Origin of the sequence: Kitasatospora sp. NPDC057198 (assembly GCF_042670125.1) — a bacterium.
In the GTDB taxonomy this organism is placed as follows: Bacteria; Actinomycetota; Actinomycetes; order Streptomycetales; family Streptomycetaceae; genus Kitasatospora.
The window spans coordinates 1-24,039 of the sequence record NZ_JBHUWH010000038.1 but is presented as its reverse complement, the minus strand read 5'-3'; the positions used below and the strand labels follow the sequence as shown (position 1 = coordinate 24,039).

Annotated in this window: 22 protein-coding genes; 5 read left to right on the top strand and 17 right to left on the bottom strand. The window is 73.3% G+C overall.

The annotated features are described in order from the left end of the window. Window positions 1–161 precede the first annotated feature (161 nt). Together ACFUEL_RS07210 and ACFUEL_RS07205 are read right to left on the bottom strand one after the other, a co-directional pair. Window positions 162–1,349, bottom strand: a complete 1,188-nt coding sequence (locus ACFUEL_RS07210; protein ID WP_380235042.1) for a helix-turn-helix domain-containing protein — start codon at window positions 1,347–1,349, stop codon at window positions 162–164. Window positions 1,350–1,416: 67 nt separating this feature from the next. After that, window positions 1,417–2,052, bottom strand: coding sequence for an HAD family hydrolase (locus tag ACFUEL_RS07205; RefSeq protein WP_380235041.1), 636 nt, complete (start codon window positions 2,050–2,052; stop codon window positions 1,417–1,419). A gap of 121 nt (window positions 2,053–2,173) precedes the next feature. Here ACFUEL_RS07205 and ACFUEL_RS07200 point away from each other — a divergent pair, with 121 nt between their 5' ends. After that, window positions 2,174–2,641 (top strand): NUDIX domain-containing protein, encoded by a 468-nt coding sequence (locus tag ACFUEL_RS07200; RefSeq protein WP_380235040.1) that lies wholly within the window; start codon window positions 2,174–2,176, stop codon window positions 2,639–2,641. Between the two features lie 88 nt (window positions 2,642–2,729). Here the strand turns inward: ACFUEL_RS07200 and ACFUEL_RS07195 are convergent, their stop codons facing one another. Both ACFUEL_RS07195 and pruA read right to left on the bottom strand, forming a co-directional pair. Then, window positions 2,730–3,659, bottom strand: coding sequence for a proline dehydrogenase family protein (locus tag ACFUEL_RS07195; protein ID WP_380235039.1), 930 nt, complete (start codon window positions 3,657–3,659; stop codon window positions 2,730–2,732). Window positions 3,660–3,746: 87 nt separating this feature from the next. Beyond that, window positions 3,747–5,375, bottom strand: a complete 1,629-nt coding sequence (gene pruA / locus ACFUEL_RS07190; RefSeq protein WP_380235038.1) for an L-glutamate gamma-semialdehyde dehydrogenase — start codon at window positions 5,373–5,375, stop codon at window positions 3,747–3,749. Window positions 5,376–5,706: 331 nt separating this feature from the next. Here pruA and ACFUEL_RS07185 point away from each other — a divergent pair, with 331 nt between their 5' ends. Continuing rightward, entirely contained in the window at window positions 5,707–7,311 is a 1,605-nt protein-coding gene (locus ACFUEL_RS07185) for a PucR family transcriptional regulator (RefSeq protein ID WP_380235037.1), read from the top strand. Between the two features lie 82 nt (window positions 7,312–7,393). Here the strand turns inward: ACFUEL_RS07185 and ACFUEL_RS07180 are convergent, their stop codons facing one another. The 3 genes from ACFUEL_RS07180 to ACFUEL_RS07170 all read right to left on the bottom strand — a co-directional run bounded on the left by ACFUEL_RS07180 (window position 7,394) and on the right by ACFUEL_RS07170 (window position 11,870). Next, window positions 7,394–8,893: an alkaline phosphatase PhoX gene (locus tag ACFUEL_RS07180; RefSeq protein WP_380235036.1), complete on the bottom strand. Its 1,500-nt coding sequence runs from the start codon at window positions 8,891–8,893 to the stop codon at window positions 7,394–7,396. 164 nt (window positions 8,894–9,057) lie between these two features. Next, window positions 9,058–10,170: a hypothetical protein gene (locus tag ACFUEL_RS07175; RefSeq protein ID WP_380235035.1), complete on the bottom strand. Its 1,113-nt coding sequence runs from the start codon at window positions 10,168–10,170 to the stop codon at window positions 9,058–9,060. A gap of 101 nt (window positions 10,171–10,271) precedes the next feature. Beyond that, window positions 10,272–11,870: a hypothetical protein gene (locus tag ACFUEL_RS07170; protein ID WP_380235033.1), complete on the bottom strand. Its 1,599-nt coding sequence runs from the start codon at window positions 11,868–11,870 to the stop codon at window positions 10,272–10,274. A 371-nt stretch (window positions 11,871–12,241) separates the two neighbouring features. Here ACFUEL_RS07170 and ACFUEL_RS07165 point away from each other — a divergent pair, with 371 nt between their 5' ends. After that, complete coding sequence (locus ACFUEL_RS07165; RefSeq protein ID WP_380235032.1) at window positions 12,242–13,567, top strand: MFS transporter; 1,326 nt, start codon at window positions 12,242–12,244, stop codon at window positions 13,565–13,567. A 36-nt stretch (window positions 13,568–13,603) separates the two neighbouring features. On the opposite strand, the gene ACFUEL_RS07160 is transcribed toward ACFUEL_RS07165, so the two are convergent. From ACFUEL_RS07160 to ACFUEL_RS07115, 10 genes are all read right to left on the bottom strand, one after another. Beyond that, window positions 13,604–14,458 carry an RICIN domain-containing protein gene (locus tag ACFUEL_RS07160; RefSeq protein WP_380235031.1) on the bottom strand — a complete coding sequence of 285 codons (855 nt, stop codon included), beginning with the start codon at window positions 14,456–14,458 and terminating at the stop codon, window positions 13,604–13,606. A gap of 285 nt (window positions 14,459–14,743) precedes the next feature. After that, on the bottom strand, window positions 14,744–15,316 hold the full coding sequence (locus ACFUEL_RS07155) for a hypothetical protein (protein ID WP_380235030.1): 573 nt from the start codon (window positions 15,314–15,316) through the stop codon (window positions 14,744–14,746). Window positions 15,317–15,411: 95 nt separating this feature from the next. Then, window positions 15,412–15,699: a metal-sulfur cluster assembly factor gene (locus tag ACFUEL_RS07150; RefSeq protein ID WP_051055973.1), complete on the bottom strand. Its 288-nt coding sequence runs from the start codon at window positions 15,697–15,699 to the stop codon at window positions 15,412–15,414. A 160-nt stretch (window positions 15,700–15,859) separates the two neighbouring features. Continuing rightward, window positions 15,860–16,315: a Fe-S cluster assembly sulfur transfer protein SufU gene (gene sufU, locus ACFUEL_RS07145; RefSeq protein WP_380235029.1), complete on the bottom strand. Its 456-nt coding sequence runs from the start codon at window positions 16,313–16,315 to the stop codon at window positions 15,860–15,862. A 10-nt stretch (window positions 16,316–16,325) separates the two neighbouring features. After that, a complete protein-coding gene (locus ACFUEL_RS07140) occupies window positions 16,326–17,588 on the bottom strand; it encodes a cysteine desulfurase (RefSeq protein ID WP_380235028.1) in 1,263 nt (420 codons plus the stop codon). Continuing rightward, on the bottom strand, window positions 17,585–18,349 hold the full coding sequence (sufC, locus tag ACFUEL_RS07135) for a Fe-S cluster assembly ATPase SufC (RefSeq protein WP_380235026.1): 765 nt from the start codon (window positions 18,347–18,349) through the stop codon (window positions 17,585–17,587). Before sufC ends, ACFUEL_RS07140 begins: the two co-directional genes overlap by 4 nt. A 7-nt stretch (window positions 18,350–18,356) precedes the next feature. Beyond that, complete coding sequence (locus ACFUEL_RS07130) at window positions 18,357–18,674, bottom strand: non-heme iron oxygenase ferredoxin subunit (protein ID WP_033252501.1); 318 nt, start codon at window positions 18,672–18,674, stop codon at window positions 18,357–18,359. Further along, a complete protein-coding gene (sufD, locus tag ACFUEL_RS07125; RefSeq protein WP_380235025.1) occupies window positions 18,671–19,903 on the bottom strand; it encodes a Fe-S cluster assembly protein SufD in 1,233 nt (410 codons plus the stop codon). The genes ACFUEL_RS07130 and sufD overlap by 4 nt, the downstream gene beginning before the upstream one ends. 58 nt (window positions 19,904–19,961) lie before the next feature. Then, window positions 19,962–21,374 (bottom strand): Fe-S cluster assembly protein SufB, encoded by a 1,413-nt coding sequence (sufB, locus tag ACFUEL_RS07120; RefSeq protein ID WP_380235024.1) that lies wholly within the window; start codon window positions 21,372–21,374, stop codon window positions 19,962–19,964. Beyond that, window positions 21,371–22,228 carry a helix-turn-helix transcriptional regulator gene (locus ACFUEL_RS07115; protein ID WP_380235023.1) on the bottom strand — a complete coding sequence of 286 codons (858 nt, stop codon included), beginning with the start codon at window positions 22,226–22,228 and terminating at the stop codon, window positions 21,371–21,373. The genes sufB and ACFUEL_RS07115 overlap by 4 nt, the downstream gene beginning before the upstream one ends. A 124-nt stretch (window positions 22,229–22,352) precedes the next feature. Here ACFUEL_RS07115 and ACFUEL_RS07110 point away from each other — a divergent pair, with 124 nt between their 5' ends. Together ACFUEL_RS07110 and ACFUEL_RS07105 are read left to right on the top strand one after the other, a co-directional pair. Further along, window positions 22,353–23,270, top strand: a complete 918-nt coding sequence (locus ACFUEL_RS07110) for an ABC transporter ATP-binding protein (RefSeq protein WP_380235021.1) — start codon at window positions 22,353–22,355, stop codon at window positions 23,268–23,270. Continuing rightward, window positions 23,267–24,037: an ABC transporter permease gene (locus ACFUEL_RS07105; RefSeq protein WP_380235019.1), complete on the top strand. Its 771-nt coding sequence runs from the start codon at window positions 23,267–23,269 to the stop codon at window positions 24,035–24,037. The genes ACFUEL_RS07110 and ACFUEL_RS07105 overlap by 4 nt, the downstream gene beginning before the upstream one ends. Window positions 24,038–24,039 lie beyond the last annotated feature (2 nt).

The following is a 24,039-nucleotide window of genomic DNA, read 5'->3' as shown; positions in this document are numbered from 1 at the left end:
TGGTTCCGTTAGGACGGAGCGGAGGCTCGGTCGAGCCGCAGACGATGCATGCCTCTCCGTGGAGGCGTGCAGGACTCATATCCTGGCCGGGCGATGTCGCTGTCACGTCCTCTACGATCCCCGCACGGAAGGGCGGGAAGTGACACAACCTGTGTCACTCGTTAGACCGCCTTCGCCCAGCGGGCCATCGCCAACAGCTCCTCGTCGCGGCCACGGGTGAGCCGTACCAAGGTGGCCAGTTCCGTCCGGACCTGCCCGTGCTCACGGACGTGTTGGGGGGCGATGCGACGGGCGACGAGCAAGGATTCCCGGGCATGCTGGGGGCGACCCAGTGCTGTCTGCGCGCGGCCCAGGTCGATGTAGTAGTGGCTCCTGCGCTCGGCAGGCAGGTCCCGGGGCGGAACCCAGCGGCCGGCCTCTGCCACCGCACGGCCGAGGTCGGCCGAGTCGCCCAGCTCGACCGCCACCGCAAGCCGATGGATGCGCATCGACGCCGGTCCGACTGCGGTCCCGTCGTACAGCCGCTCTGGAACACCGTGCACCAGACGCTCGGCCTCGGTCAGGTGCAGCCGCGCGCTTTCGACATCGGCCGCCCGGCCGGCCACGACGGCGGCCCGCATGTGCAGGGCGACGGTTGCGGCAGCCAGCGGCATCGTCGTGGGCGCCGGCATGCGGTCGGCGGCCTGCTGCAGTGCGCGCAAGCCCGTACCGAGTTGGTCGGTGGCGAAATAGACCTCGGTTCGGACGTAGGCGGCAGCGGCGTCCAGCGCCGGATCCTCGGCGATGCCAGCGGCCCAGCGCATCAGCTCGACCAAGCGGGCCGACAGGTCGTGGTAGCCGTACTTGTAGGCCGCAGCGTCAGCACTTCGAACGGCCAGCGCGAGCAAGCGACCCGCCTGTCGGCGGTCAACTCCTTCTGCAGCCTGGTGGACGGCACGGAAGAGTTCCTCCAGCAGCGCCGGGATCCGCTCCACGAGGTAGCTGTACTGGGAGTTGACCCGGGCCACGGTCATCTCCTCCACTGCCACACCGAGGTTGCGCAGCAGTCGCACCGGCCCGTCCTCCGGCAGATCGTACGAGGCGATCGCGGCCTGCAACGCAGGGATCGCCCGGTGCACGCGGGAGTCGGTGCGGCCCGGCCCGTCGGCCAACTGCTCCGGGGTTGTGCGTAGGGCCCGGGCGAGGACATCAAGCACGGCGTCGCTCGGCGTCCGGGTGCCGCTCTCGACTTGGCGGATCATGCTGACGGAGACACCGGAAGCCTCGTAAACCTCTCGGCGGGTAAGGCCAGCGGCAGCGCGGGCGGCAGCTACGCGGTACCCGAGGTGAGTAGCGGTGGCGACGGGCATGTCGGCACAGTACCGCCGCTGTCATGGTCTCGGGTGCAGAACCGCCACGGTCCAGCTGGGTGGTGGCTCACCGGAGTTGACGGCCAATCAGGTTGGCGAGCTCTGCCAGCGAATCGACCGTCCAGTCGGCATCCGGTGCGGTGGTGGTCAACCCGATCGGGCCCCGCCGCAGGTGCGCGGCCCGCAGACCGGCCTCGCGGGCAGGGGCGACATCGTTGGCCGGGTGGTCCCCGACGTAGACGATCTGCCGCCGATCGCCTGGAGCCCACTCGGCGATCCGCTCGAAGAACTCCGGGCTCGGCTTCGAGACGCCCCACTCGCCGCTGGTGGCGATGGCATCGGCGGGCAGATCGAGCCCCCGCAGCAGGTCGGCGACGGCCGCGTTCTGGTTGCCCGCGATGCCCACCCAGGCCCCGGCATCGCGCAGTTGTCGCAGCGCAGGGCGGACGTCCGGGTACAGGTCGGACTCCTCCAGGTGGTCGCCCTGCCCGACGGCCTGGCGGGCGCGCCACTCCGCCGGGATGTCACATCCGGGGCGGATCAGGCGAATCGCCTCTGCGTTGTCGATGCCCTGCGCGAGAACGTGCCCGACGAGCGCCGACATCGTGTGCGTCGGAACGCCCAGCCACCGGGCCCAGTCCGCCCAGTAACGGGTGTCGCTGGTCAGCGTCTCACCGATGTCGAACACCACCGCCGTGATCATGCGGACCAGCCTAGCCCGCAGGGCCCGCGCCGAAGCGCCGAGCCCGAAGCGACGTGATCGTCACCCCGCCGCTGCCCGGTAGGATCCGGCCGCGACGTGTGGACGACTCCGGAGGCAGCACGTGCCCAGGCGTGACTACGAGGACGACCCGAACGCCCCGAAGCCCAACAGCCTCGTCCCGGCCGCCTCGGTGGTGGTCGTGGACGACGCCGGCCGCGTCCTGCTGCAACGCCGTACCGACAACGGCATGTGGGCACTGCCCGGCGGCACGATGGAGTTGGGCGAGTCGCTCGCCGACTGCGGCATCCGGGAGACCCGGGAGGAGACCGGGCTCGACATCGAGATCACCGGAATCGTCGGCACCTACACCGACCCGGGCCACGTCTTCGCGTACGACGACGGCGAGGTCCGCCAGGAGTTCAGCATCTGCCTGGTCGGACGGCCACTGGGCGGCGAACTACGTGTCTCCGACGAGTCGTTCGAGGTCGCCTGGTTCACCCCGCAGCAGACCGACGACCTGCCGATGGTCCCCAGCATCCGCAAACGGATCACCGACTGGCGCTCCGGCCGCACCCCGGTCGTCCGCTGAGCGGACGACCTCCCCGAAGAACCTCCCCGAACGCCCTAAGGGCCCGCGACAGGATGCCGCGGGCCCTCGGGAACGGAAAGACGACGGCTCAGCCCCGGGTGGCCATCGCGCGCAGGAAGAAGGTCAGGTTGGCGGGGCGCTCCGCGAGGCGGCGCATGAAGTAGCCGTACCACTCCTGGCCGTAGGGGAGGTAGACCCGCATGGTGTTGCCGGCCTCGGCGAGGCGGAGCTGCTCCTCGGGGCGGATGCCGTAGAGCATCTGGTACTCGAACGAGGAGACGTCGCGCTTGTTCCACTCGGCGAGCTGCCCGGCGATCTTGATCATGTTGGGGTCGTGCGAGGCCACCATCGGGTAGCCCTCGCCCGCCATCAGGACCTTGAGCGCGCGGACGTACGCGAGGTCGACGTCCCGCTTGCCCTGGAAGGCGACCGACTCGGGCTCCTTGTAGGCGCCCTTGCAGATGCGCACCCGCGAGCCCTCGTGGGCGAGGTCGCGGCAGTCGGCCTCGGTGCGGCGCAGGTACGCCTGGAGGACGACGCCCAGCCACGGGAAGTCGGCGCGCAGTTCGCGGGCGATGGCGAGGGTCGAGTCGGTGGTGGTGTGGTCCTCCATGTCGAGGGTCACCGTGGTGCCGGCGTCGGCGGCGGCCTCGCAGATCCGGCGGGCGTTCTCCAGCGCGATCTTCTCGCCGTCCACGGGGAGGAACTGGCCGACCGCGGAGAGCTTGACCGAGACCTCGGCGTTCGCGGCGAGGCCGGTCTCCTTGAGGGCGGTCAGCAGGTGCTCGTAGGCGAGGGCGGTGCCGGCGGCCTGGTCGGCGTCCTTGGTGTCCTCGCCGAGGTGGTCGAGGGTGACCTTGCGGCCGCTGGCCACCAGCTTCTCGGTGGCGGCCACGCCCTGGTCGAGCCGGTCGCCGGCGACGAAGCGCTCGACGATCGCGTGGGTGGGCGGGAACTTCTCGACCATGGTGCGCACCTGCGGGGAGCGCGAGGCGGCGAGGAGGGCGGAACGGAGCATCGTGGACTCCCGGCGAAGCGGATCAGCTGGAACGAAGAGGGGCGACGGCCGGCCGGGGGTGGTGGCCGGCCGTCGCGGGAGGGCTGGTCAGCCCATGTGCGGGTAGCGGTAGTCCGTCGGCGGGACGAACGTCTCCTTGATGGAGCGGGTGGACGTCCAGCGCGTCAGGTTCTGCTTGGCGCCGGCCTTGTCGTTGGTGCCGGAGGCCCGGCCGCCGCCGAAGGGCTGCTGGCCGACGACGGCGCCGGTCGGCTTGTCGTTGATGTAGAAGTTGCCGGCCGCGTTGCGCAGGACGCGCATCGCGTGCTCGACGGCCTCGCGGTCCTGGGCGATGATCGAGCCGGTCAGGCCGTACGCGGAGACCGACTCCATCTGCGCGAGCATCGCGTCGTAGTCCTCGTCGGCGTAGACGTGCACGGCGAGGATCGGGCCGAAGTACTCGTCGCGGAAGTACTCGGCGGCCGGGTCCTGGCAGACCAGCACGGTCGGGCGGACGAACCAGCCGACCGAGTCGTCGTACGTGCCGCCGGCCAGCACCTCGACCTGCGGGTCGGCCTTGGCGCGGTCGATCGCGGCCTTGTTCTTGGCGAAGGAGCGCTCGTCGATGACGGCGCCCATGAAGTTGGCCAGGTCGGTGACGTCGCCCATGGTGAGCCACTCGACCTCGTCGCGGAAGTCGTCCTTGATCTCGGACCAGATCGAGGCCGGGACGTACGCGCGGGACAGCGCCGAGCACTTCTGGCCCTGGAACTCGAAAGCGCCGCGGGTCATCGCGGTCTTCAGCACGGCCTTGTCGGCGGACGGGTGGGCGACCAGGAAGTCCTTGCCGCCGGTCTCGCCGACGATCCGCGGGTAGGTGCGGTAGCCGGCGATGTTCTCGCCGACGGTGCGCCACAGGTGCTGGAAGGTGGCGGTGGAGCCGGTGAAGTGGATGCCGGCCAGCGCGGGGTGCGCGAGGGCGACCTCGGAGACGGCCAGGCCGTCGCCGGTGACCATGTTGATGACGCCCTTGGGCAGGCCCGCGGCCTCCAGCAGGCGCATCAGGTAGTGCGCGGCGAACTGCTGGGTGGGGGACGGCTTCCAGATCACCACGTTGCCCATCAGCGCGGGCGCGGTCGGCAGGTTGCCGGCGATCGCGGTGAAGTTGAACGGGGTGATCGCGTAGACGAAGCCCTCCAGCGGGCGGTGGTCGGTGCGGTTCCACACGCCGTCCGAGGAGACCGGCTGCTCGGCGAGGATCTGCCGGGCGAAGTGCACGTTGAAGCGCAGGAAGTCGACCAGCTCGCAGGGGGTGTCGATCTCCGCCTGCTGGGCGGTCTTCGACTGGCCGAGCATGGTGGCCGCGGCGAGGGTCTCCCGCCACGGCCCGGCCAGCAGGTCCGCGGCGCGCAGGAAGATCGCGGCGCGGGAGTCGAAGGAGAGCGCCTGCCAGGCCGGCGCGGCGGCCAGCGCGGTGTCGATGGCTTCGCGCGCGTCGTCCTGGGTCGCGTTGCGCAGCGTGCCGAGTCGGGCAGCGTGGTTGTGCGGCTGCACGACGTGGATCTCGGAGCCGCCGCCGAGGCGCTGCTCTCCGTTGATCGTCATGGTGAGCTGGATCGGCCCCTGGCCGCCCAGCTCCTTCAGCTTGGCCTCCAGCCGGGCCCGTTCGGGGCTGCCGGGGGCGTAGCTGTGGACCGGCTCGTTCACCGGCGCGGGGACCTGGGTCACAGCATCCATGGCGCGCACGCTCTCCTTCTCGTCATGGGGAGCCGGTGAGGGTCGCACACCGGCCGTGAAGAAACGCTATTCCCCGCTCCTGCCCGCAGGTGTTGGCCGCACCGCCAAATTCCCCCGCTCGCCGTTGTCCGCCCGGACGAACAGCATCACGCGGCGGTCACGGCGGCCGCTTCCTGTCCGACTGGCTAAACTCGGCCCCCGGATCTTGTCCGCCCCCACGAACGCCCCCACGCCACCCCGCGAACGCCCCACCCGACACCCCACCGCCACCCCACCGACACCTCACGAACGCCCCCACCCGACACCCCACGATCGCCCCACGGAGGGCCCCATGACCGGCCTCCCGCTGCGCCAGCTGCTGATGTCGCTCGGCGAACCCCTGGTCGAGCTGCAGGCCGCGCCCGCCGGCCTGGACGTCCCGGTGCAGCACGTGTCGATCCTCGACCCGGAGGACCCGCCGGTCGCCGCGCCGGGCGAACTCGTGCTGGCGATCGGCGCCCGCGGCCGGGCCGCACTGCCCGCGCTGCGCGCCGCCGGACGGGCCAGGGCCGCCGCCGTCGCGGTCAAGCTGGACGGGCCGGGCCAGGCGGACGCGCTGCGCGAGGCCGCCACCGAGGCGGGCGTGGCGCTGCTGTCGGTGCGCCGGGAGACCCGCTGGGAGCACCTCGACTCGCTGGCCCGCACCCTGCTGTCCGGCGCGGAGGACCCGGACGGCACCGGCGGGCCCGGCGGGCCCGCCACCGGCGACCTGTTCTCGCTGGCCCAGACGGTGGCCGTGCTGACCGGCGGCATCGTCTCGATCGAGGACACCTCCAGCCGGGTGCTGGCCTACTCGCGCACCTCGGAGACCGACGAGGTGGACGACCTGCGCCGGCTGTCCATCCTGGGCCGGCAGGGCCCGGAGCCGTACCTGGCCAAGCTCCGCGAGTGGGGCGTCTTCTCGCACCTGCGCGGCTCCGAGGGCGCGATCGAGATCGCCGCCCACCCGGAGCTGGGGATCCGGCGCCGGCTGGCCATCGCGATCCGCTCCGGCGCGCAGCCGCTCGGGACGATCTGGGTGCAGGAGGGCTCCGGCCCGCTGGCCGGGACGGCCGAGCAGGCCCTGGTCGGCGCCGCCCGGGTCGCGGCCGGCCAACTGGTACGCCGCCGAAGGGAGTTGTCGGCCGACGCGCGGCTCACCCAGACCCTGCTGACCGGCCTGCTGGAGGGCTCCACCGGCCCGCAGTCACTGGCCACCCACCTCGGCCTGGACCTGCGCCGCCCGGCCACCGTCCTCGCCTACGCCCCCGCGGCCACCGACGGCCGGGACGCCGAACTCTCCCGCGACGAGGTCACCGGCCTGATCTCGGTGCACACCGCCGCCCGGCACCGCGGCGCCCTGCTCGCGCCGGTCGACTCCCGGGTCTACGTCCTGCTGCCCGAGCTCCCGCCCGGCCTGCCGCCCGCCACCCTGCGCGACTGGACGCAGGAGACCGTGGACGCGGCCCGCGACCACCTCTCCATCCCGCTGCGGGCCGCGATCGGCCCCACCGTCCCCGGCCTGGCGGACGTCCCGGCCTCCCGCGCCCAAGCCGACCGGATCCTCGACGCGATGGGCCGCGGCGGGGTCGTCCCGGAGGTCGCCGCCCTCCAGGACGTGCAGGCCGAGGTGCTGGTCTCCGAGGTGCTCGCCCTGCTCCAGGACCGCCCCGAGCTGCGCGACCCCCGGCTGACCGCCCTCACCGGCTACGACGCCCGGCACCGCACCCGCCTGGCCGAGTCCGTCCTCGCCTACCTGGACGCCCTCGGCGAGGTCCGCACCGCCGCGGACGCCCTGCACATCCACCCCAACACCCTGCGCTACCGCGTCCGGCGGGCCGAACAGCTCACCGGCCTCGACCTCACCCAGCCCCAGCAGAGACTGCTGGCCATGCTCCAGCTCCGCCTCCCCGACTGAGACCCCGCGCCCCGCCGACGGCAAGGTCCGCCCGCGGAGGGCAGAACCCTCCCCGGACGGACCCCCACCGGTCAACGCCGCGTCACATCCGGTGCCACGGCCCCGTGATCGCCAGCATGATCCCCGGCTCCTGGATGTTCGCGAACAGCGTCCGCCCGTCGTGCGAGAAGGTCACGCCGGTGAACTCGCTGTACTCGGGCGCCGCCTCCGTCCCGAGGTTGAGCTCGTTGCGCGCCAGCGCGTACGTCCGCCCGTCGGTGGTGGTGCCGAACAGGTGCTGGAGGCCGTTGCCGTCCTCGGCGATGATCAGGCCGCCGTGGGGCGAGACGGTGATGTTGTCGGGGCCGTCGAAGTTGCCCTGGTCGGTCCAGATGTCGTTGTTGACGCCGAGGATGACCTTCAGGGTCAGGGTGCGCCGGACGGGGTTGTAGAACCAGACCTGGCCGTCGTGCTGGAGCGGCGACTCCTCACGGGCGAACGAGGAGACGAAGTAGATGCCGTTGTCGCCCCACCACATGCCCTCGAGCTTGCGGGCCCGGGTGACCTCGCCGTCCTTGAACTGCTTGCGGATCGAGGTGGTGCGGGCGTCCCGGTCCTGCACCTTGACCCAGTCGGCGCCGTACGTGGTGCCGGGCTTGGTGGCCCGGGACAGGTCGTCGACCAGCTTGCCCTGGGCGTCGAACGCCTTCAGCGCCTCCAGCACGCCCGCGTCCGCGGCCAGCGTGCGCAGCCTGCCCTTGCCGTGCTTGAAGCCGGCCGGCGGGGTCCAGCGGTAGAGCAGGCCGTTGGGCTTGGACGCGTCCTCGGTCAGGTAGGCGTGGCCGCGCTTCTCGTCGATGACGACGGCCTCGTGCGCGAACCGGCCGAACGCCTTGATCGGCTGCGGGTCGCGGTTGGCGTCCTGGTCGTGCGGGTCGACCTCGAAGACGTAGCCGTGGTCCTTGGTGAAGCCGTTGGTACCGGCCTTGTCCTCGGTCTCCTCGCAGGTCAGCCAGGTGCCCCACGGGGTGGCGCCACCCGCGCAGTTGGTGGCGGTGCCGGCGATGCCGACCCACTCGCGGACCTGCCGCTTGCCGTGCCCGTGCCCCTTGCCGTGCTCGTCGCCGCGGCCGTTGCCGTGGCCGTTGCCGAGGCCGGAGACCTCGACGACGGTGCAGCCGCCGGCCGCGGCCGGGTCGTAGACGTGGCCCTCCAGCAGCGGCACGGGGTGCGGCCAGTTGGCGCGCGGGCCGGCCAGCTCGTGGTTGTTGACCAGCAGGGTCGCGCCGTGGCGGCCCTCGAACGCGGCGGTGCCGTCGTGGTTGCTGGGGGTGGACTCGCCGGTGACCAGGGTGGTCCGGCCGGTCCGGGTGATGATCTCGTACGAGAAGCCCTTCGGCAGCGCCAGGACGCCCTCGGGGTCGGAGACCAGCTCGCCGTAGCCGACCGCGGTGTGGCCGCCCTTGGCGAGCGCGGCGTCACCGCCCGCGGGGGCGGCGATCGCGCCGGGGGCGGTGGCGAGCACCTCGGCGCTGCCGGCGATCAGGACGCCTGCCCCGAGCATGGTCGAACGGTTCACGAAGTCCCGGCGGGACAGCGACATGACGGTCACTCCTGGAGGAGAGGATGAGCTTCGGTGACCGAAAGATTCCGGGCCGCACGTGAACCGCGCGTGAATCGGACACGGCGTCGGCGTGCCGATTTACCGACCATAGAACACCCGATGACCGCCCCTTTGCCGACGGACCGGCAGACCGGTCCGCGCGCCTACCGCCGCGCCCGGTGCTGGGTGCGCTCGACCCGCCACTGCTCCCAGGCGGTCAGCCAGGCTTCCTCCGTCCCGGACGGCAGTTCGGGCGTGCCGCCCGCCCACAGCCGCTCCCAGGCGCGCTGCGCGGGCAGGCTCGGCACCTCGCTGGCGAACGCCGTGTACCGGACGACCTCCTCCACGGCGGCCGCGCCCTCGGCGGTGCCGCTCACCCACTCCGCGTGGAAGGCGAGCCGGCTCAGGTGGTTGACCATCGAGGTGACCGCCTCGTCGGCCTCCTCCCGGGTCTCCGAGGCCAGCCGCATCTGCTGCCGCACCACCGTCTCCCAGCGGGTCCGCCGTTCCTCGCCGCGCAGGTGCCGGGGCAGCCGGGCCGAGCGCCCGGCGCGCTGCTGCGCGAGCATCGCGCCGGTGCGTTCGACGGCCTGCTCGACGAGTTCGCGGTGCGCCCGCAGGCCCAGCTCGGCGGGTTCCGGCTCGGCCGCGGCGGGCCGGCGGTCCGCCCGCAGCGCGGCGACCTGCCGCAGCATCGCCGTCCGGCCGGCGATGTACCGCTCGAAGTCGGAGATCCGGCGCAGTTCCACCGATCCGGGCAGGACGCCGCGTCCGATCACCGTCACCGTGGCCCCGGCCACCCGCAGCCGGCCGGCCCACACCGTGCCGTGGCCGGCGGCGGTCCGCGAGTCCTCGTGGACCTGCACCGCGTACGGCTCGCCGTCCACGGTGATCCACTCGCGCAGCGCCCGGACCCGCCCGGCGGTGTCGCCCTCGTCGACGCCCAGGTGCTCGTAGACCCGGTCGCGCTCGTCCTCGACCGCGTCCTCCAGGTCGGGCAGCGGCCCGGCCTGCTCGGCCCCGGGCCGGTGCGTGCGCACCGTCACGTACGGGCCCTGCGGCGAGCTCCAGTCACCGGACCTGGTCTCCACCGACTCCAGTTCCCCGTCGCGGACCTCGTAGGAGGCCAGCACGTCCCACCCGGGGACCCCGCCGGCCGGGTGCGCCCACCCGAACACCGGGAAGTCGGCCCGGGCCAGCAACTGCCGGCCGTACGCCTCCTGATCCGTGTACACCGCTTCGAGGTCCCGGGCCCCGCCCGTGCGCTGCCACTTCATCCCTCGCCGCACCCCCGGCCGCTCGCCACTCCAACGCCGCCTTACCTTACGGCCCAACGAACCTGTCGAGCCATCAGGCGGACGCGGCCGGGTCCGCTCCCCTACCCTTGCGCCCGCAGCGAGCGGGCCCTGACCGCGGCGCGCCGGGCCTCCTTGGCGACCTTGCGGTCCAGGTGCAGTTCGCCGACGGCCTCCAGCACCTCCACCGTCATGGGGTGCGGCACCCGCCAGACCTCGCCGAAGTAGCTGGCCGGGTTGTCGGTCACCGGCAGGTCCGCGACCAGTGCCTGCAGCCGCCCGCCCTCGCCCGCGGTGATCAGCAGGACGGCCGCCATCGAGTCGACCACCCGCCAGAGCGCCACCTCCCGCTCGGCCGCCGCGACGTCCGCGCCGCGGGCCCGCAGCCACTCGCGGGCCAGCCCGCCCAGCTCGGGGTCGTCGACCACCTCGGCGACCGCCGGCGCGGCGTCCTGGCCGATCTCGCCGAGGCCGAGCACGCAGTAGTAGCGGCGGACGGGCGACTGCACGTCCCGGCCGCGGGCGCCGGACAGCAGTTCGCGGGCGGCGTCCAGCGGGGCGCGGGCGGCCACCCAGTTCTTGAGCTCGGGCTCGGCGAACAGCTGCCCGTTCTCGGCGAGGGCGCGCAGCAGCGCGGGCCCGTCCCGGTCGGCGAGGTCGCCGATCAGCGGGGCGTCGTAGCCGTCGGCGAGCAGCCACTCGCGCACCGCGTACTGGCCGAGCGGGGTGAGCCGGACGGTGCCGAAGCGGGCGGCGTCCTCCTCGGTGAGCGGCCGGTCGGTGTCCACCGGTTCGGCGGCCTCCGCGCCCTCCCCCTCCCCGGACCCCTCCTCGAACAGGTCGGGGTCGATCGGCCGGTGCTCGACCAGGCCGAGTTCGGCGAGGTCGCCGAGCATCGGGTCCAGGACGACCATCAGGTCGGTGATCTCGCCGAGCATCTCCTCGTCGGGTTCCTGCCCGTCCGGGACGACCAGCAGCGCGGCGAGCACGCCCAGCGGGACGGTCTCGGCGCCGGGCTCGGCGAACGCGGTGGTCTCGTACAGGACGTGCAGCGCCTCGTCGAGGATCTCGGCGGCCTGCTCGCGGGCGTCCTCGACCTCCGCCAGGCCCTCGGAGTCGTCGCTCCCGCCGCCCTCGACCACCTCGGGGTCGACCGACTCGGCCTCCGCGGCCAGCTCGCGCACCAGCTCCGCGGCCTCGAACCACAGGCCCAGGACGGCGGCGGGCTCGCCCGCCTCGACCGCGTCCAGGTCGGGGCCGGGGATGGCGACGTGCGCGCCGTCGTCGGTGGTGCCGGTCTCCACCAGGTCGAGGTCGCAGGCCAGCGCCCAGGCCCGCATCGCCTCGACCACCTCGTCCTCGTCCGGGTCCTCGGCGCCGAGCATCCGGGCCGCCCGGACGCGGTCCTCCGGGCCGAGGTCGCCGTGCTCGTCGACCGCCCGGTGCGGGGCGATCCAGCGGGCCAGCGCGATCACCCGGGAGATCAGCGGGACGGCGAGCGCGGCGGCCGCCAGTTCGGCGTCCGACGGGAGGTCGATCGGCGGGATCAGGACGGCCGTGTCGTCCGGGTCCTCGTCGCCGCTCTGCGCGCCGTACAGGTCGGCGAGGTCGTAGTCGGCGGGCAGCAGACCTTCGGCCTCGGACGGCTGCTGGTCAGGGGTGTTACGGCTACGTCCGGCCATCGCGCGCGCTCTCCCGGGTGGGTCGCAGGGCACCGCCGTCCGGTGGGCGGCCCGCCCGGGGCGGCGGACGCGGGGAGCGGCGGCGCGGGCCGTGCGTGTCGGCCCGTCAACCCAGCGTATCGGCCGCCGGGGACGAACGCCTGAGCTGCGGTGTCGTCCGCCCGAACGAGTGGGGCGGTGCGTCCGAACGAGTGCCCGCGGCCGCGTATCCTTCGGTGGGCGACGCGCACCACCCCCGCGCGCGCCCCCGGAACCCGGAGCGACGGCGCTCCGGCTCCCCGTACCACGTGCACACCCGCACCGTCCGGGCCGCGCCGCCACACCCTGGTCCGGCGACGCCCTGTGGTGCCTTGCCACAGGAGACCCCTGCCATGGCGGACCTCTCCCCCGCCGGCCCCGGCCTGGGCACCGCCCAGTACGCCGGCCGCCGACTGTCGGAGGCCCTGCTTCCGCTGGAACTCGCGCCCCGCAAGCAGCTCCAGCTCTCCGCGATCAGCCGCTGGAACGCGCTGCGCGGCATCCGGGTCGGCCTGGTGGCCGCCGCCCTGCTGCTGATGCTGATCGGCGCCAACCTCGCCACCCCGCTCTACCCGGTGCTCCAGCAGCGCCTCGGACTGAGCCCGCTGGACACCACCGTCCTGTTCACCGTCTACGTGTTCGCGCTCGTCCCGGTGCTCGCCGCGGTCGGCCACTGGTCCGACCACCTCGGGCGGCGCGCCCTGATCCTGCCCGCGGTCGCCCTGGCCGCCGCCGGGGACGCCGTCTTCGCCACCGCCGGATCGTTCTGGCAGCTGGCCGCCGGGCGGGCCGTCCAGGGCGTCGCGGTCGGCCTGTCCACCGGCGCGGCCGGCGCCGCCCTCGGCGACCTGCTGCCCGACCGCCCCACCCTGGCCGCCAAACTCACCCTGGCCTGCTCGGCGGGCGGCGTCGCCCTCGGCCCGCTGGTCGGCGCCGCGCTCACCAGCGGGGCACGGCCGCTGCTCGGCCCGTTCCTGCCGCACGCCGTCGCGCTGCTCGCGCTGTGCGTGCCGCTCGCCCTGGTGCACCCCCGGATGCCCGGCCCGCACCGGCCCCCGGCCTCCCCGCCGCGCGTCACCACCCCCACCCAGCTGCGGCCCCAGCGGCTGCGGCTGCCCCGCACCGGGCGCCGCGAGTTCCTGCTCGCCGCCGGCGCCGGCTTCCTCTCGTACGCGGTCTTCGGCGTCTACCTGGCGCTCGCCCCCGCCTTCTCCGCCACCCTGCTGCACACCCGCTCCCCGATGGCGGGCGCGGCCGTCGCCGCGCTGCTGCTCGGCTCCTCGGCAGCCGCCCAGCTGCTCGTCCCGCCGACCTCCGACCGGGTGGTGGTCGCCGCCGGCCTGACCGGCCTGGCCGCCGGCCTCGGCCTGCTCACCCTGGCCGCCGCCACCGGCACGCCCGCCCTGCTCTTCGTCGGCAGCGTGCTGGCCGGCGCCTGCCAGGGCATCGCCTTCCGCTCACTGTTCACCGCCGCCGTCGCCGCCCTCGACCCGGCCCGCCGCGGCAGCGAGCTCTCCGCCCTCTGGGTGATCGTCTACCTCGGCTCCTCCGCCCCGATCATCGCCGTCGGCGCCCTGGTCCGCGCCTGCGGCCTGCTCCCCGCCGTCACCGGTTTCGCCCTCGCCGCCGCCACCGCCGCCCTCGCCCTGGCCGCCGCCGTCCTGCGCCGCACGCCCTGACGGCCCGCCGCCCCGCCCGGTCCGCCGGGCGGGGCGTCAGATCTTCCAGGCCATGTTGGCCATGCTCGGGTGGCAGGTCCACTGCTGGACGGTGGCGCCGTCGTCCTTGCTGGAGTTCTCGACCTCCAGGCACTTGCCGCTGTTGCGGTTGACCAGCATCCGGCCGCCGCTGCCACCCTCGCGCAGCTCCCAGCGCTGGGCGGCGGAGGCGTCGCAGGTGCGCTGCTGGGCGTGGGCGCCGTCGGCGGTGGAGCCGCCGGGGATCTCCAGGCACTTGCCACTGTTGGCGTTGCGGATCTCCCAGCCGCCCGCGGTGCTGTGCATCACCCACTGCATGGTGGGGTTCGAGGAGTACGTCCACTGCTGGGCCCGGCCGCCGTCGGCGGTGACGGAGTCGGCGATCTCCAGGGCCTTGCCGCTGTTGGCGTTCAGGATGCCGCCGCGCAGGTCGGCCACCGGGGTCTGGCTCGCCGCTCCGGTGGGCGCGGCGGTGACGGTGACGGTCGGGGCCGGGCCGGGGCGCGTCCCGGCCGAGGCCCGGACGGAGGCGGAGGCGGAGGCCGGCGGCGGAACGGGGGCCGAGGCGGAAGCGGAGGCGGAGGCGGGGACGGAAGGGGAGGCGGAGGGGGAGGCGGCCGGTGTCCCGAGCTCGACGGTGTCGGCGGCGGGGGCCGCCGCCGGGGTGCCGGGCCGCGGTTCGCCGCCCCCGCCGCTCCCACCGCTCCCGCCGCCCGTCAGGGCGGCCACCGCCGCGCTGCCGCCGCCGATCAGCAGGACCGCGCCGGCGGCCGCCCCCGCGATCCGGAGCCGCCTGCGGCGCCGGTCCGCGCGCTCGTGCTCCTCGGCCATCGCCGCCCAGTCCGGCTGTCCGCCGCCCGCCCCGAAACTCATGGAGCCGCAGTCAAGTTCGAGTCCGGAACGCCGGAACGAGCGGGGCCGGGAGCCCGGAGCCCCGCCCCCGCCGGGCCTCCCGACCCGCGGCCGGTCGTCGTCCGCAGGTCATCGACGGCGCCGGTGAGCGGGCGGGCGGCACAGGCGCGCGTCGTGTCGACGCCGGCGGCGCCCCCGCCCCGCCGTCCGGCGACGGACCGGCCGTTCACCCGCCGGTGGCGCAGGCGGGATTGACGCTCCGTCGGGTGCCCCGGCGGATGCCCCGCCGGATGCTCCGGCGGGACGTCAGGGCAGGCGCGGCTGCCGGTGCCGCGGATCTCCCGCCCCTCCGAGCCGCAGCACGTCGTCCACCGCGGAGCCGGCGATCTCCAGCGCCCACCCGGCGTCCGCGTCGGGGACGGCACCGCGCGGGTCGGCGGGCGGAGCCGAACCGGCCGCCCGGGCGGGCCCGTCGGCCCCCACGGTGGGATCGGAGCGCTTCCCGGCCGGGGCCGGGGCCGGCGCCTTGGCCGCGGCCCGTGCCGCAGCCGGTACCGCAGCCGTAGCCGGTGGCGTGGCCGAAGGAGACGCAGCCGCGGGGGTCGGAGCCGGTGCCGGGACCTCCGGAGCGGGCCGCGGCAAGGGCGCCGCGGAGCCGGTGGCCGCAGGCGTGCCCGTCCCGGCGACCGCCACCGCCCGGCCGCCGTCCCTCCCGTCCGCCGTCCGGCCGAGCAGGGCCGCGCCGCCCCCGCCGAGGAGGACGGCCACCCCGGCCGCCGCCCCGGCGAGCCGCAGCCGTCCGCGCCGCCGCTGCGCGCGCTCGTGGCGCTCGGCCAGCGCGGCCCAGTCCGGCTGCCCGCAGCCTGCCCCGACGTCCATGGCCACGCAGTGTAGTTCGGCCCGGAGCGGCGGGATCCACGCGAAGGGGCGGGAACCCGGAGGTTCCCGCCCCTGTGCGACGTCCTGAGGTGTGCTCAGACGTTGAAGCCGAGCGCGCGCAGCTGGTCGCGGCCCTCGTCGGTGATCTTGTCGGGGCCCCACGGCGGCATCCAGACCCAGTTGATCCGCAGGTCCTTGACCAGGCCGTCGGTGGCGGTGCGGGCCTGGTCCTCGATGACGTCGGTGAGCGGGCAGGCCGCCGAGGTCAGCGTCATGTCGACGGTGGCGGTGTCGTCCTCGTCGATGTGCAGGCCGTAGATCAGGCCGAGGTTGACGACGTCGATGCCCAGTTCGGGGTCGACGACGTCCATCAGGGCCTCCATGAGGTCCTCGGTGGAGACCGTCCCCGCGCTGGTGAACGCACCCGGGCTGTCGGACGCCTCGGCGGCGGGGGCCTCCGTGGCGGGAGCCTCCGCGGCGGGGGACTCGGCGGCCTCCACGGCCGTCTCGTTCTCGCTCATGAATCCATTGTCCTAACGGGCGTCAGTCGGTGGTGATCTCGGGCCGGCCGCCGAGCGCCTTGGCGGTGGCGTCCTTCCAGGCCATCCAGCTGAGCAGGGCGCACTTGACCCGGGCCGGGTACTTGGAGACCCCGGCGAAGGCGACGGCGTCCTCCAGCAGGTCCTCGTCGCCCTCGGACTGGCCCTTGCTCTGCATCAGTTCGAGGAACGCCTCCTGGATCCGCTGGGCCTCGCCGACCGGCTTGCCGACCACCAGGTCGTTGAGCACGGAGGCGGACGCCTGGCTGATCGAGCAGCCCTGCGAGTCGTAGGAGACGTCGGCGACGGTCGCGCCGTCGAGCCGCACCCGCAGGGTGATCTCGTCGCCGCAGGTGGGGTTGACGTGGTGCACCTCGGCGTCGCCGTCCCGCAGCCCCTTGCCGTGGGGGTTGCGGTAGTGGTCCAGGATGATCTCCTGGTACATCGAGTCGAGCTTCATGGCAGCCACCTCAGCCGAAGAAGTTGCGTACGTGGTGGAGGCCGTCGATCAGCGCGTCCACCTCGCCGGGCGTGGAGTACAGGTAGAACGACGCCCTGGTGGTCGCCGGAATTCCGTACCGCAGGCAGACCGGCCGCGCGCAGTGGTGGCCGACCCGGACCGCGATGCCCTGCTCGTCGAGGACCTGGCCGACGTCGTGCGGGTGGATGTCGCCGAGCGTGAAGGAGATCGCCGCACCGCGGTCGACGGCCGTGCGCGGGCCGATGATCCGCAGGTCGGGCACCTCGTTCAGGCGCTCGATGGCGTAGGCGGTGATCGCGTGCTCGTGCGCGGCGACCTTGTCCATGCCGATCGCCGACAGGTAGTCGATGGCGGCGCCGAGGCCGACGGCCTGGGCGATCGGCGGGGTGCCGGCCTCGAACTTGTGCGGCGCGGGGGCGTAGGTGGACGAGCCCATGGTGACGGTCTCGATCATCTCGCCGCCGCCGAGGAACGGCGGGAGGTCCTCGAGGAGCTCCTGCCGTCCCCACAGCACGCCGATGCCGGTCGGGGCGAGCATCTTGTGGCCGGTGAAGGCGACGAAGTCGGCCTCCAGCGCCTGCACGTCGAGCACGGCGTGCGGGGCGGCCTGCGAGGCGTCGACGCAGACCAGCGCGCCGACCGACTGCGCCTTGCGGACGATGGCGTCCACCGGGTTGACGGTGCCCAGCAGGTTGGAGACCAGCGTCACCGAGACGATCTTCGTCTTCTCGGTGATCAGCTCGTCGATGTTCGACAGGTCGAGCCGGCCCTCGTCGGTGAGCGAGAACCACTTCAGCTTCGCGCCGGTGCGCTGCGCGAGCAGCTGCCACGGCACGATGTTGGAGTGGTGCTCCATCTCGGTGATCACGATCTCCGAGTCGGCGTCGACCTTGTACGGCTCCTCGGCCCAACCCAGCATGTTCGCCACGAGGTTGAGCGACTCGGAGGCGTTCTTGGTGAAGATCACCTCGTTGCGGCTGGGCGCGTTGACGAAGGCCGCGACCTTGTCCCGGGCGCCCTCGTACAGCGCGGTGGCCTCCTCGGCGAGCACGTGCACGCCGCGGTGGACGTTGGCGTTGTGCTGCTCGTAGTAGGCGTTCAGCGCGTCCAGCACCTGGCGCGGCTTCTGCGAGGTCGCCGCGTTGTCCAGGTACACCAGGGGCTTGCCGTCGTGCAGCTGCCGCGACAGGACGGGGAAGTCCTTGCGGATGGCGTCGGTGTCCAGCAGTCCGGTCAGATGGGGATGGGTCACTCTGAAGCGCCGCCCTTCACGTAGCTCTCGTAGCCCTCTTCCTCCAGCTTGTCGGCGAGCTCGGCGCCGCCGGACTCGACGATCTTGCCGCCCGCGAAGACGTGCACGTAGTCGGGCTTGATGTAGCGCAGGATGCGGGTGTAGTGGGTGACCAGCAGGGTGCCGACCTCGCCGCCGGAGCGGACCCGGTTGATGCCCTCGGAGACGATCCGCAGCGCGTCGACGTCCAGGCCGGAGTCGGTCTCGTCGAGGATGGCGATCTTCGGCTTGAGCAGCTCCAGCTGGAGGATCTCGTGGCGCTTCTTCTCGCCGCCGGAGAAGCCCTCGTTGACGTTGCGCTCGGCGAACGCCGGGTCCATCGAGAGGGCGGCCATCGCCTCCTTGACCTCCTTGACCCACAGCCGCAGCTTGGGGGCCTCGCCGCGGACGGCGGTGGCGGCGGTGCGCAGGAAGTTGGAGACCGAGACGCCGGGCACCTCGACCGGGTACTGCATGGCCAGGAACAGGCCGGCCCGGGCGCGCTCGTCGACGGACATCTCCAGCACGTCCTCGCCGTCCAGCAGCACCTGGCCGCCGGTGACGGTGTACTTGGGGTGGCCGGCCAGCGAGTAGGCCAGGGTCGACTTGCCGGAGCCGTTCGGACCCATGATCGCGTGGGTCTCGCCCTGCTTGACCGTCAGGTCGACGCCGCGCAGGATCTCCCGCGGGCCGCCCTCAGCGTTGACGGAGACGTGCAGGTCGCGGATTTCAAGCGTTGCCATGGGGTACTCAGTTCTCCTGGTTGACGGAGACGAGCACATCGTCCCCTTCGATCTTTACGGGGTAGACGGCGACCGGCCTGGTCGCGGGCAGCCCGGACGGCTTGCCGGTGCGCAGGTCGAAGCTGGAGCCGTGCAGCCAGCACTCGATCATGCAGTCCTCGACCTCGCCCTCGGACAGCGAGACGTTGGCGTGCGAGCAGGTGTCGTTGATGGCGAACACGCCCTCGTCGGTCCGGACGATCGCCACCGGGACGCCGTTCAGCTCGACCTTCTTGGGCACGTCCTCCTGCAGGACGCTCAGCGCGCAGGCGCGGACGTAGCTCATGCCACGGTCTCTTCCAGCTCGGCCTCGATCTTCTCCAGCAGCCGGTCCTGGATCTCGGCGACGCCGATCTGCTGGACCAGCTCGGCGAAGAAGCCGCGCACCACCAGGCGGCGGGCCTCGTCGGCCGGGATGCCGCGGGACTGCAGGTAGAACAGCTGCTCGTCGTCGAAGCGGCCGGTGGCGGAGGCGTGGCCGGCGCCGACGATCTCGCCGGTCTCGATCTCCAGGTTCGGGACGGAGTCGACCCGGGCGCCGTCGGTGAGCACCAGGTTGCGGTTGAGCTCGTAGGTGTCGGTGCCGAGCGCGGCCGCGCGGATCAGCACGTCGCCGATCCACACCGCGTGCGCGTCCTGGCCCTGGAGGGCGCCCTTGTAGGCGACGTTGGAGCGGCAGTGCGGGGTGTCGTGGTCGATCACCAGGCGGTGCTCGAGGTGCTGCCCGGCGTCCGCGAAGTACAGGCCGAACAGCTCGGCCTCGCCGCCGGGGGCCGCGTAGTTGACCCGCGGGTGCAGGCGCACCACGTCGCCGCCGAAGGTGACGACCACCGACTTGAACGAGGCGTCCCGGCCGACCAGCGCGTTCTGCTGGGCGACGTGCACCGCGTCCCGCTCCCAGTCCTGGACGGAGACGAAGGTCAGCTTGGCGCCGTCGCCGACCAGCAGGTCGACGTTGGCGGCCCGGGTGCCGGTGCCGGTGTGGTTCAGCACCACGACGGCCTCGGCGAACGGCTTGACCTCGACCACCAGGTGCGCGAAGGCGGTGCCGCCCTCGCCGTGCACGTCGATCCGGACCGGCTCGGTGAGCGCCGTCTCCTTGGGGACGGTCACCACCAGAGCCTGCCCGAAGGCGCTGAACGCCTGCGCGGCGACCCGGTCCACCGGGGTGCCGGCCTTGCCGACCCGGGGGTCGTCCCGGCCGACCAGCTCGGAGGTGACGCCCTCCGGCAGGCCCAGCTCGATCTTGTCCTCGCCCTTGGCCGCTTCGAGCGCCTTGCCGTCGTGCAGCCCGCCGAGGCGGTGCAGCGGGGTGAACCGCCAGTCCTCCTCGCGGCCGGTGGGCACCGGGAAGTCGTCGACGTCGAAGGACGGCTTGACGGCGACCCGGGCGTCGATCGGCTGCCGGACGGTGTCGCGTCCGGTGCCCGGACCGGCGAGCTGCGCGCCGGCGCCGGCGGTGCCGACCTCGATCGAGCCGGCGGTGGTGGAGCCGGGGGTGTTCTGCTCAGCCATGGCTGTTCGTGTTGCTCTCTTTCGGGAATGGTCGACGGGCGGCGGGGCTGACGGCGCGTCAGCCGACCGCGCCCTCCATCTGCAGCTCGATCAGCCGGTTCAGCTCCAGCGCGTACTCCATCGGCAGCTCGCGGGCGATCGGCTCGACGAAGCCGCGCACGATCATCGCCATCGCCTCGGTCTCGCTCAGGCCGCGGCTCATCAGGTAGAAGAGCTGGTCCTCGGAGACCTTGGAGACGGTCGCCTCGTGGCCCATCGACACGTCGTCCTCGCGGACGTCCACGTACGGGTAGGTGTCCGAGCGGGAGACCGTGTCCACCAGCAGCGCGTCGCACAGCACGTTCGACTTGGCGCCGTGCGAGCCCTCGCCGATCTCGATCAGGCCGCGGTAGGAGGTGCGGCCGCCGCCGCGCGCCACCGACTTGGAGACGATGTGCGAGGAGGTGTTCGGCGCCATGTGGACCATCTTCGCGCCGGCGTCCTGGTGCTGGCCCTCGCCCGCGAAGGCGATGGAGAGGGTCTCGCCCTTGGCGTGCTCGCCCATCAGGTAGACGGCCGGGTACTTCATGGTGACCTTGGAGCCGATGTTGCCGTCGATCCACTCCATGGTCGCGCCCTCGTACGCCACGGCGCGCTTGGTGACCAGGTTGTAGACGTTGTTCGACCAGTTCTGGATGGTCGTGTAGCGGCAGCGGCCGCCCTTCTTGACGATGATCTCGACCACCGCGGAGTGCAGCGAGTCCGAGGAGTAGATCGGCGCGGTGCAGCCCTCGACGTAGTGGACGTAGGCGTCCTCGTCGACGATGATCAGCGTCCGCTCGAACTGGCCCATGTTCTCGGTGTTGATCCGGAAGTACGCCTGCAGCGGGATGTCCACGTGCACGCCCTTCGGCACGTAGATGAACGAGCCGCCGGACCACACCGCGGTGTTCAGCGCGGCGAACTTGTTGTCGCCGGCCGGGATGACGGTGCCGAAGTACTCCTTGAAGAGCTCCGGGTGCTCCTTGAGCGCGGTGTCGGTGTCCAGGAAGATGACGCCCTGCTCCTCCAGGTCCTCGCGGATCTGGTGGTAGACGACCTCGGACTCGTACTGGGCGGCGACGCCGGCCACCAGGCGCTGCTTCTCCGCCTCCGGGATGCCGAGCTTGTCGTACGTCGCCTTGATGTCGGCGGGCAGGTCCTCCCAGGACTCGGCCTGCTTCTCGGTCGAGCGCACGAAGTACTTGATGTTGTCGAAGTCGATGCCCGACAGGTCGGAGCCCCAGGTCGGCATGGGCTTCTTGCCGAACAGCTTGAGGCCCTTGAGGCGAAGGTCGAGCATCCACTCGGACTCGTTCTTCTTCGCCGAGATGTCGCGGACGACCGCCTCGCTCAGGCCGCGCTTGGCGGCGGCCCCGGCGGTGTCCGAGTCGGCCCAGCCGTACTCGTACGTGCCGAGACCTTCGAGCTCGGGGTGTGCGATGTCAGTCATGCGAGGTTCCTCCGCGCGGACGAGCCGTTTTCGATGGGGGACGTACCGGCAGTCGGCACGGCACCGGGCGCCCGGACGGGCGACGGTGCGGCACCGGATGCCGGCACATACGTGGTGCAGACCCCGTCGCCGTGGGCGATGGTGGCCAGCCGTTGCACATGGGTGCCGAGGAGCTGCGAGAACACCTCGGTCTCCGCCTCGCAGAGCTGCGGGAACTGCTCGGCGATGTGCGCGACCGGGCAGTGGTGCTGGCAGAGCTGCGCGCCGGCCGGAGCGGCGGGCGCGGCGGCGGCGGGCGGGACGCGCCGCACCGTGGCAGCGTACCCGTCGGCGCTGAGCGCCTCGGCCAGCGCCTCGGCGCGCTGCTCGGCACCCGCCGCCTCCAGGGCGTCCTGGTAGCGCTCGCCCTGCCTGGCGAGCCGGGCGCGGGCGAAGGCGGCGACCGCCTCCTCGCCCGCGCTGCCGCCGCCGGCCGTCTCCGAGATCCAGCGCAGCGCGTCGGCGGCGAGCTGGTCGTACGCCTGGTAGAAGGCGCTGCGGCCGCTGTCGGTGAGGGCGAACACCTTGGCCGGGCGGCCGCGGCCGCGGCTGCCGTAGACCCGCTGCTCGCGGGCGTCGACCAGCCCGGCGGCGGCCAGGCCGTCCAGGTGGCGGCGGACGGCCGCGGGGGTCAGGCCGAGGCGGTTGGCCAGGTCGGCGGCCGAGGACGGGCCGTGGTCCAGGATCGAGCGGGCGACCCGGTCCCGGGTCGCCCGGTGGCCCTCGGGGAGGGCCTCCGCCGCCGTCGCGGGCACGGCACAGCCGGGAGCGTCGGGCTCCCGGTGCTGGGCTTCGTGCTCGCGGATGTTTTTCACAACACGATTGTTGCGTAATTCGCCGGGCGGAAACAAGCCGTGACCCACGCCTCACCGGTGTCGTCCATCACGAAAGGCAAGCCTTACCTGAAACCGGCCGTGAGCTGCTCCTAGACTCGCCGCTATGCATGCAGACCCCGCCGTCGAGGTGACCGCACTGGTCAAGCGGTACGGCGACAAGACCGCCGTGAACGGGCTGAGCCTGGCCATCGCCCGGGGCACCGTCACCGCGGTGCTGGGCCCCAACGGCGCGGGCAAGACCACCACGATCGAGACCTGCGAGGGCTACCGCCGCCCGGACGCGGGCACCGTCCGGGTGCTCGGCCTGGACCCGGTGGCGCAGTCCGGGCAGCTGCGGCCGCGGATCGGCGTGATGCTCCAATCGGGGGGCGTGTACGCCGGCGCGCGCGCCCTCGAAATGCTCCGGCACACCGCCAGGCTGTACGCCGACCCGCTGCCGGTCGGCCCGCTCGCCGAGCGCCTCGGCCTGGACTCCTGCGGCCGCACCCCCTACCGCCGGCTCTCCGGCGGCCAGCAGCAGCGCCTCGCCCTGGCGATGGCCGTGGTCGGCCGCCCCGAACTGGTCTTCCTGGACGAGCCCACCGCCGGCCTCGACCCGCAGGCCCGCCGCGCCACCTGGGAGCTGGTCACCGAACTGCGCGCCGCCGGCGTCACCGTCGTCCTCACCACCCACCAGATGGACGAGGCCGAGCAGCTCGCCGACGACGTCGCGGTCGTCGACCGCGGCCGGGTGATCGCCCAGGGCTCCCCCGACGAGCTGCGCGGCTCCGCGGCCCAGCTGCGCTTCGACGGCCCGCCCGCCCTCGACCTGGCCGCCCTGCGCAAGGTGCTGCCCGACCGGGCCGCCGTCTCCGAGCCCTCCCCCGGCTCCTACCGGGTCGAGGCCGAGCTCGACGCCGCCCTGCTGGCCGCCGTCACCGGCTGGTGCGCCGAGGCGGGTGTGATGCCCGACCGGCTCGCCGTGCAGCGCCGCAGCCTCGAAGACGTCTTCCTCGACCTGACCGGACGGGAACTGCGATGACCGCCACCGACCTCACCCCCCGCCCCGGCGCCGCGCCGGTCGGCCGGATGCTGCTCGCGCAGACCGCCCTGGAGACCAGGATGCTGCTGCGCAACGGCGAGCAGCTGCTGCTCACCATGGTCATCCCGACCGTGCTGCTGGTGCTGTTCTCCGCGGTCGACGTGGTCGACGTGGACGGCCCCGGCAAGCGGGTCGACTTCCTGGCCCCCGGCCTGCTGGCGCTGGCCGTGATGTCCACCGCGTTCACCGGGCAGGCCATCGCCACCGGCTTCGAGCGCCGCTACGGCGTGCTCAAGCGGCTGGGCGCCACCCCGCTGCCGCGCTGGGCGCTGCTGTCCGCGAAGACCGGCTGCGTGCTGGTCACCGAGCTGCTCCAGGTGCTGCTGCTGTCCGGCATCGCGCTGGCGCTCGGCTGGTCGCCGCACGGCAACCCGCTGGCGGTGCTGCTCCTGCTGGTGCTGGGCACCGCCGCGTTCTCGGGCCTGGGCCTGCTGATGGCGGGCACCCTGCGGGCGGAGGCCACGCTGGCCGGCGCCAACCTGGTGTTCGTCCTACTGCTGCTGGCCGGCGGGGTGGTCGTCCCGCTGTCGAAGTTCCCGGACGCGGTGCGCCCGGTGCTGGAGCTGCTGCCGATCTCGGCGCTCTCCGACGGCCTGCGCTCGGTCCTCCAGCTCGGCGGCGGCGTGCCCTGGGCCGACCTCGGCGTCCTGGCCGTCTGGTCGGTGCTGGGCCTGGCCGCCGCGTCCCGGTTCTTCCGCTGGGAGTGAGC

Coding starts and splice junctions, on each gene's coding strand:
- ACFUEL_RS07210 (WP_380235042.1), bottom strand. CDS start 1,349: ATGCCCGTCGCCACCGCTACTCACCTCGGGTACCGCGTAGCTGCCGCC.
- ACFUEL_RS07205 (WP_380235041.1), bottom strand. CDS start 2,052: ATGATCACGGCGGTGGTGTTCGACATCGGTGAGACGCTGACCAGCGAC.
- ACFUEL_RS07195 (WP_380235039.1), bottom strand. CDS start 3,659: ATGCTCCGTTCCGCCCTCCTCGCCGCCTCGCGCTCCCCGCAGGTGCGC.
- pruA (WP_380235038.1), bottom strand. CDS start 5,375: ATGGATGCTGTGACCCAGGTCCCCGCGCCGGTGAACGAGCCGGTCCAC.
- ACFUEL_RS07185 (WP_380235037.1), top strand. CDS start 5,707: ATGACCGGCCTCCCGCTGCGCCAGCTGCTGATGTCGCTCGGCGAACCC.
- ACFUEL_RS07180 (WP_380235036.1), bottom strand. CDS start 8,893: ATGTCGCTGTCCCGCCGGGACTTCGTGAACCGTTCGACCATGCTCGGG.
- ACFUEL_RS07175 (WP_380235035.1), bottom strand. CDS start 10,170: ATGAAGTGGCAGCGCACGGGCGGGGCCCGGGACCTCGAAGCGGTGTAC.
- ACFUEL_RS07170 (WP_380235033.1), bottom strand. CDS start 11,870: ATGGCCGGACGTAGCCGTAACACCCCTGACCAGCAGCCGTCCGAGGCC.
- ACFUEL_RS07165 (WP_380235032.1), top strand. CDS start 12,242: ATGGCGGACCTCTCCCCCGCCGGCCCCGGCCTGGGCACCGCCCAGTAC.
- ACFUEL_RS07160 (WP_380235031.1), bottom strand. CDS start 14,458: ATGAGTTTCGGGGCGGGCGGCGGACAGCCGGACTGGGCGGCGATGGCC.
- ACFUEL_RS07155 (WP_380235030.1), bottom strand. CDS start 15,316: ATGGACGTCGGGGCAGGCTGCGGGCAGCCGGACTGGGCCGCGCTGGCC.
- ACFUEL_RS07150 (WP_051055973.1), bottom strand. CDS start 15,699: ATGGAGGCCCTGATGGACGTCGTCGACCCCGAACTGGGCATCGACGTC.
- sufU (WP_380235029.1), bottom strand. CDS start 16,315: ATGAAGCTCGACTCGATGTACCAGGAGATCATCCTGGACCACTACCGC.
- sufC (WP_380235026.1), bottom strand. CDS start 18,349: ATGGCAACGCTTGAAATCCGCGACCTGCACGTCTCCGTCAACGCTGAG.
- ACFUEL_RS07130 (WP_033252501.1), bottom strand. CDS start 18,674: ATGAGCTACGTCCGCGCCTGCGCGCTGAGCGTCCTGCAGGAGGACGTG.
- sufD (WP_380235025.1), bottom strand. CDS start 19,903: ATGGCTGAGCAGAACACCCCCGGCTCCACCACCGCCGGCTCGATCGAG.
- sufB (WP_380235024.1), bottom strand. CDS start 21,374: ATGACTGACATCGCACACCCCGAGCTCGAAGGTCTCGGCACGTACGAG.
- ACFUEL_RS07110 (WP_380235021.1), top strand. CDS start 22,353: ATGCATGCAGACCCCGCCGTCGAGGTGACCGCACTGGTCAAGCGGTAC.
- ACFUEL_RS07105 (WP_380235019.1), top strand. CDS start 23,267: ATGACCGCCACCGACCTCACCCCCCGCCCCGGCGCCGCGCCGGTCGGC.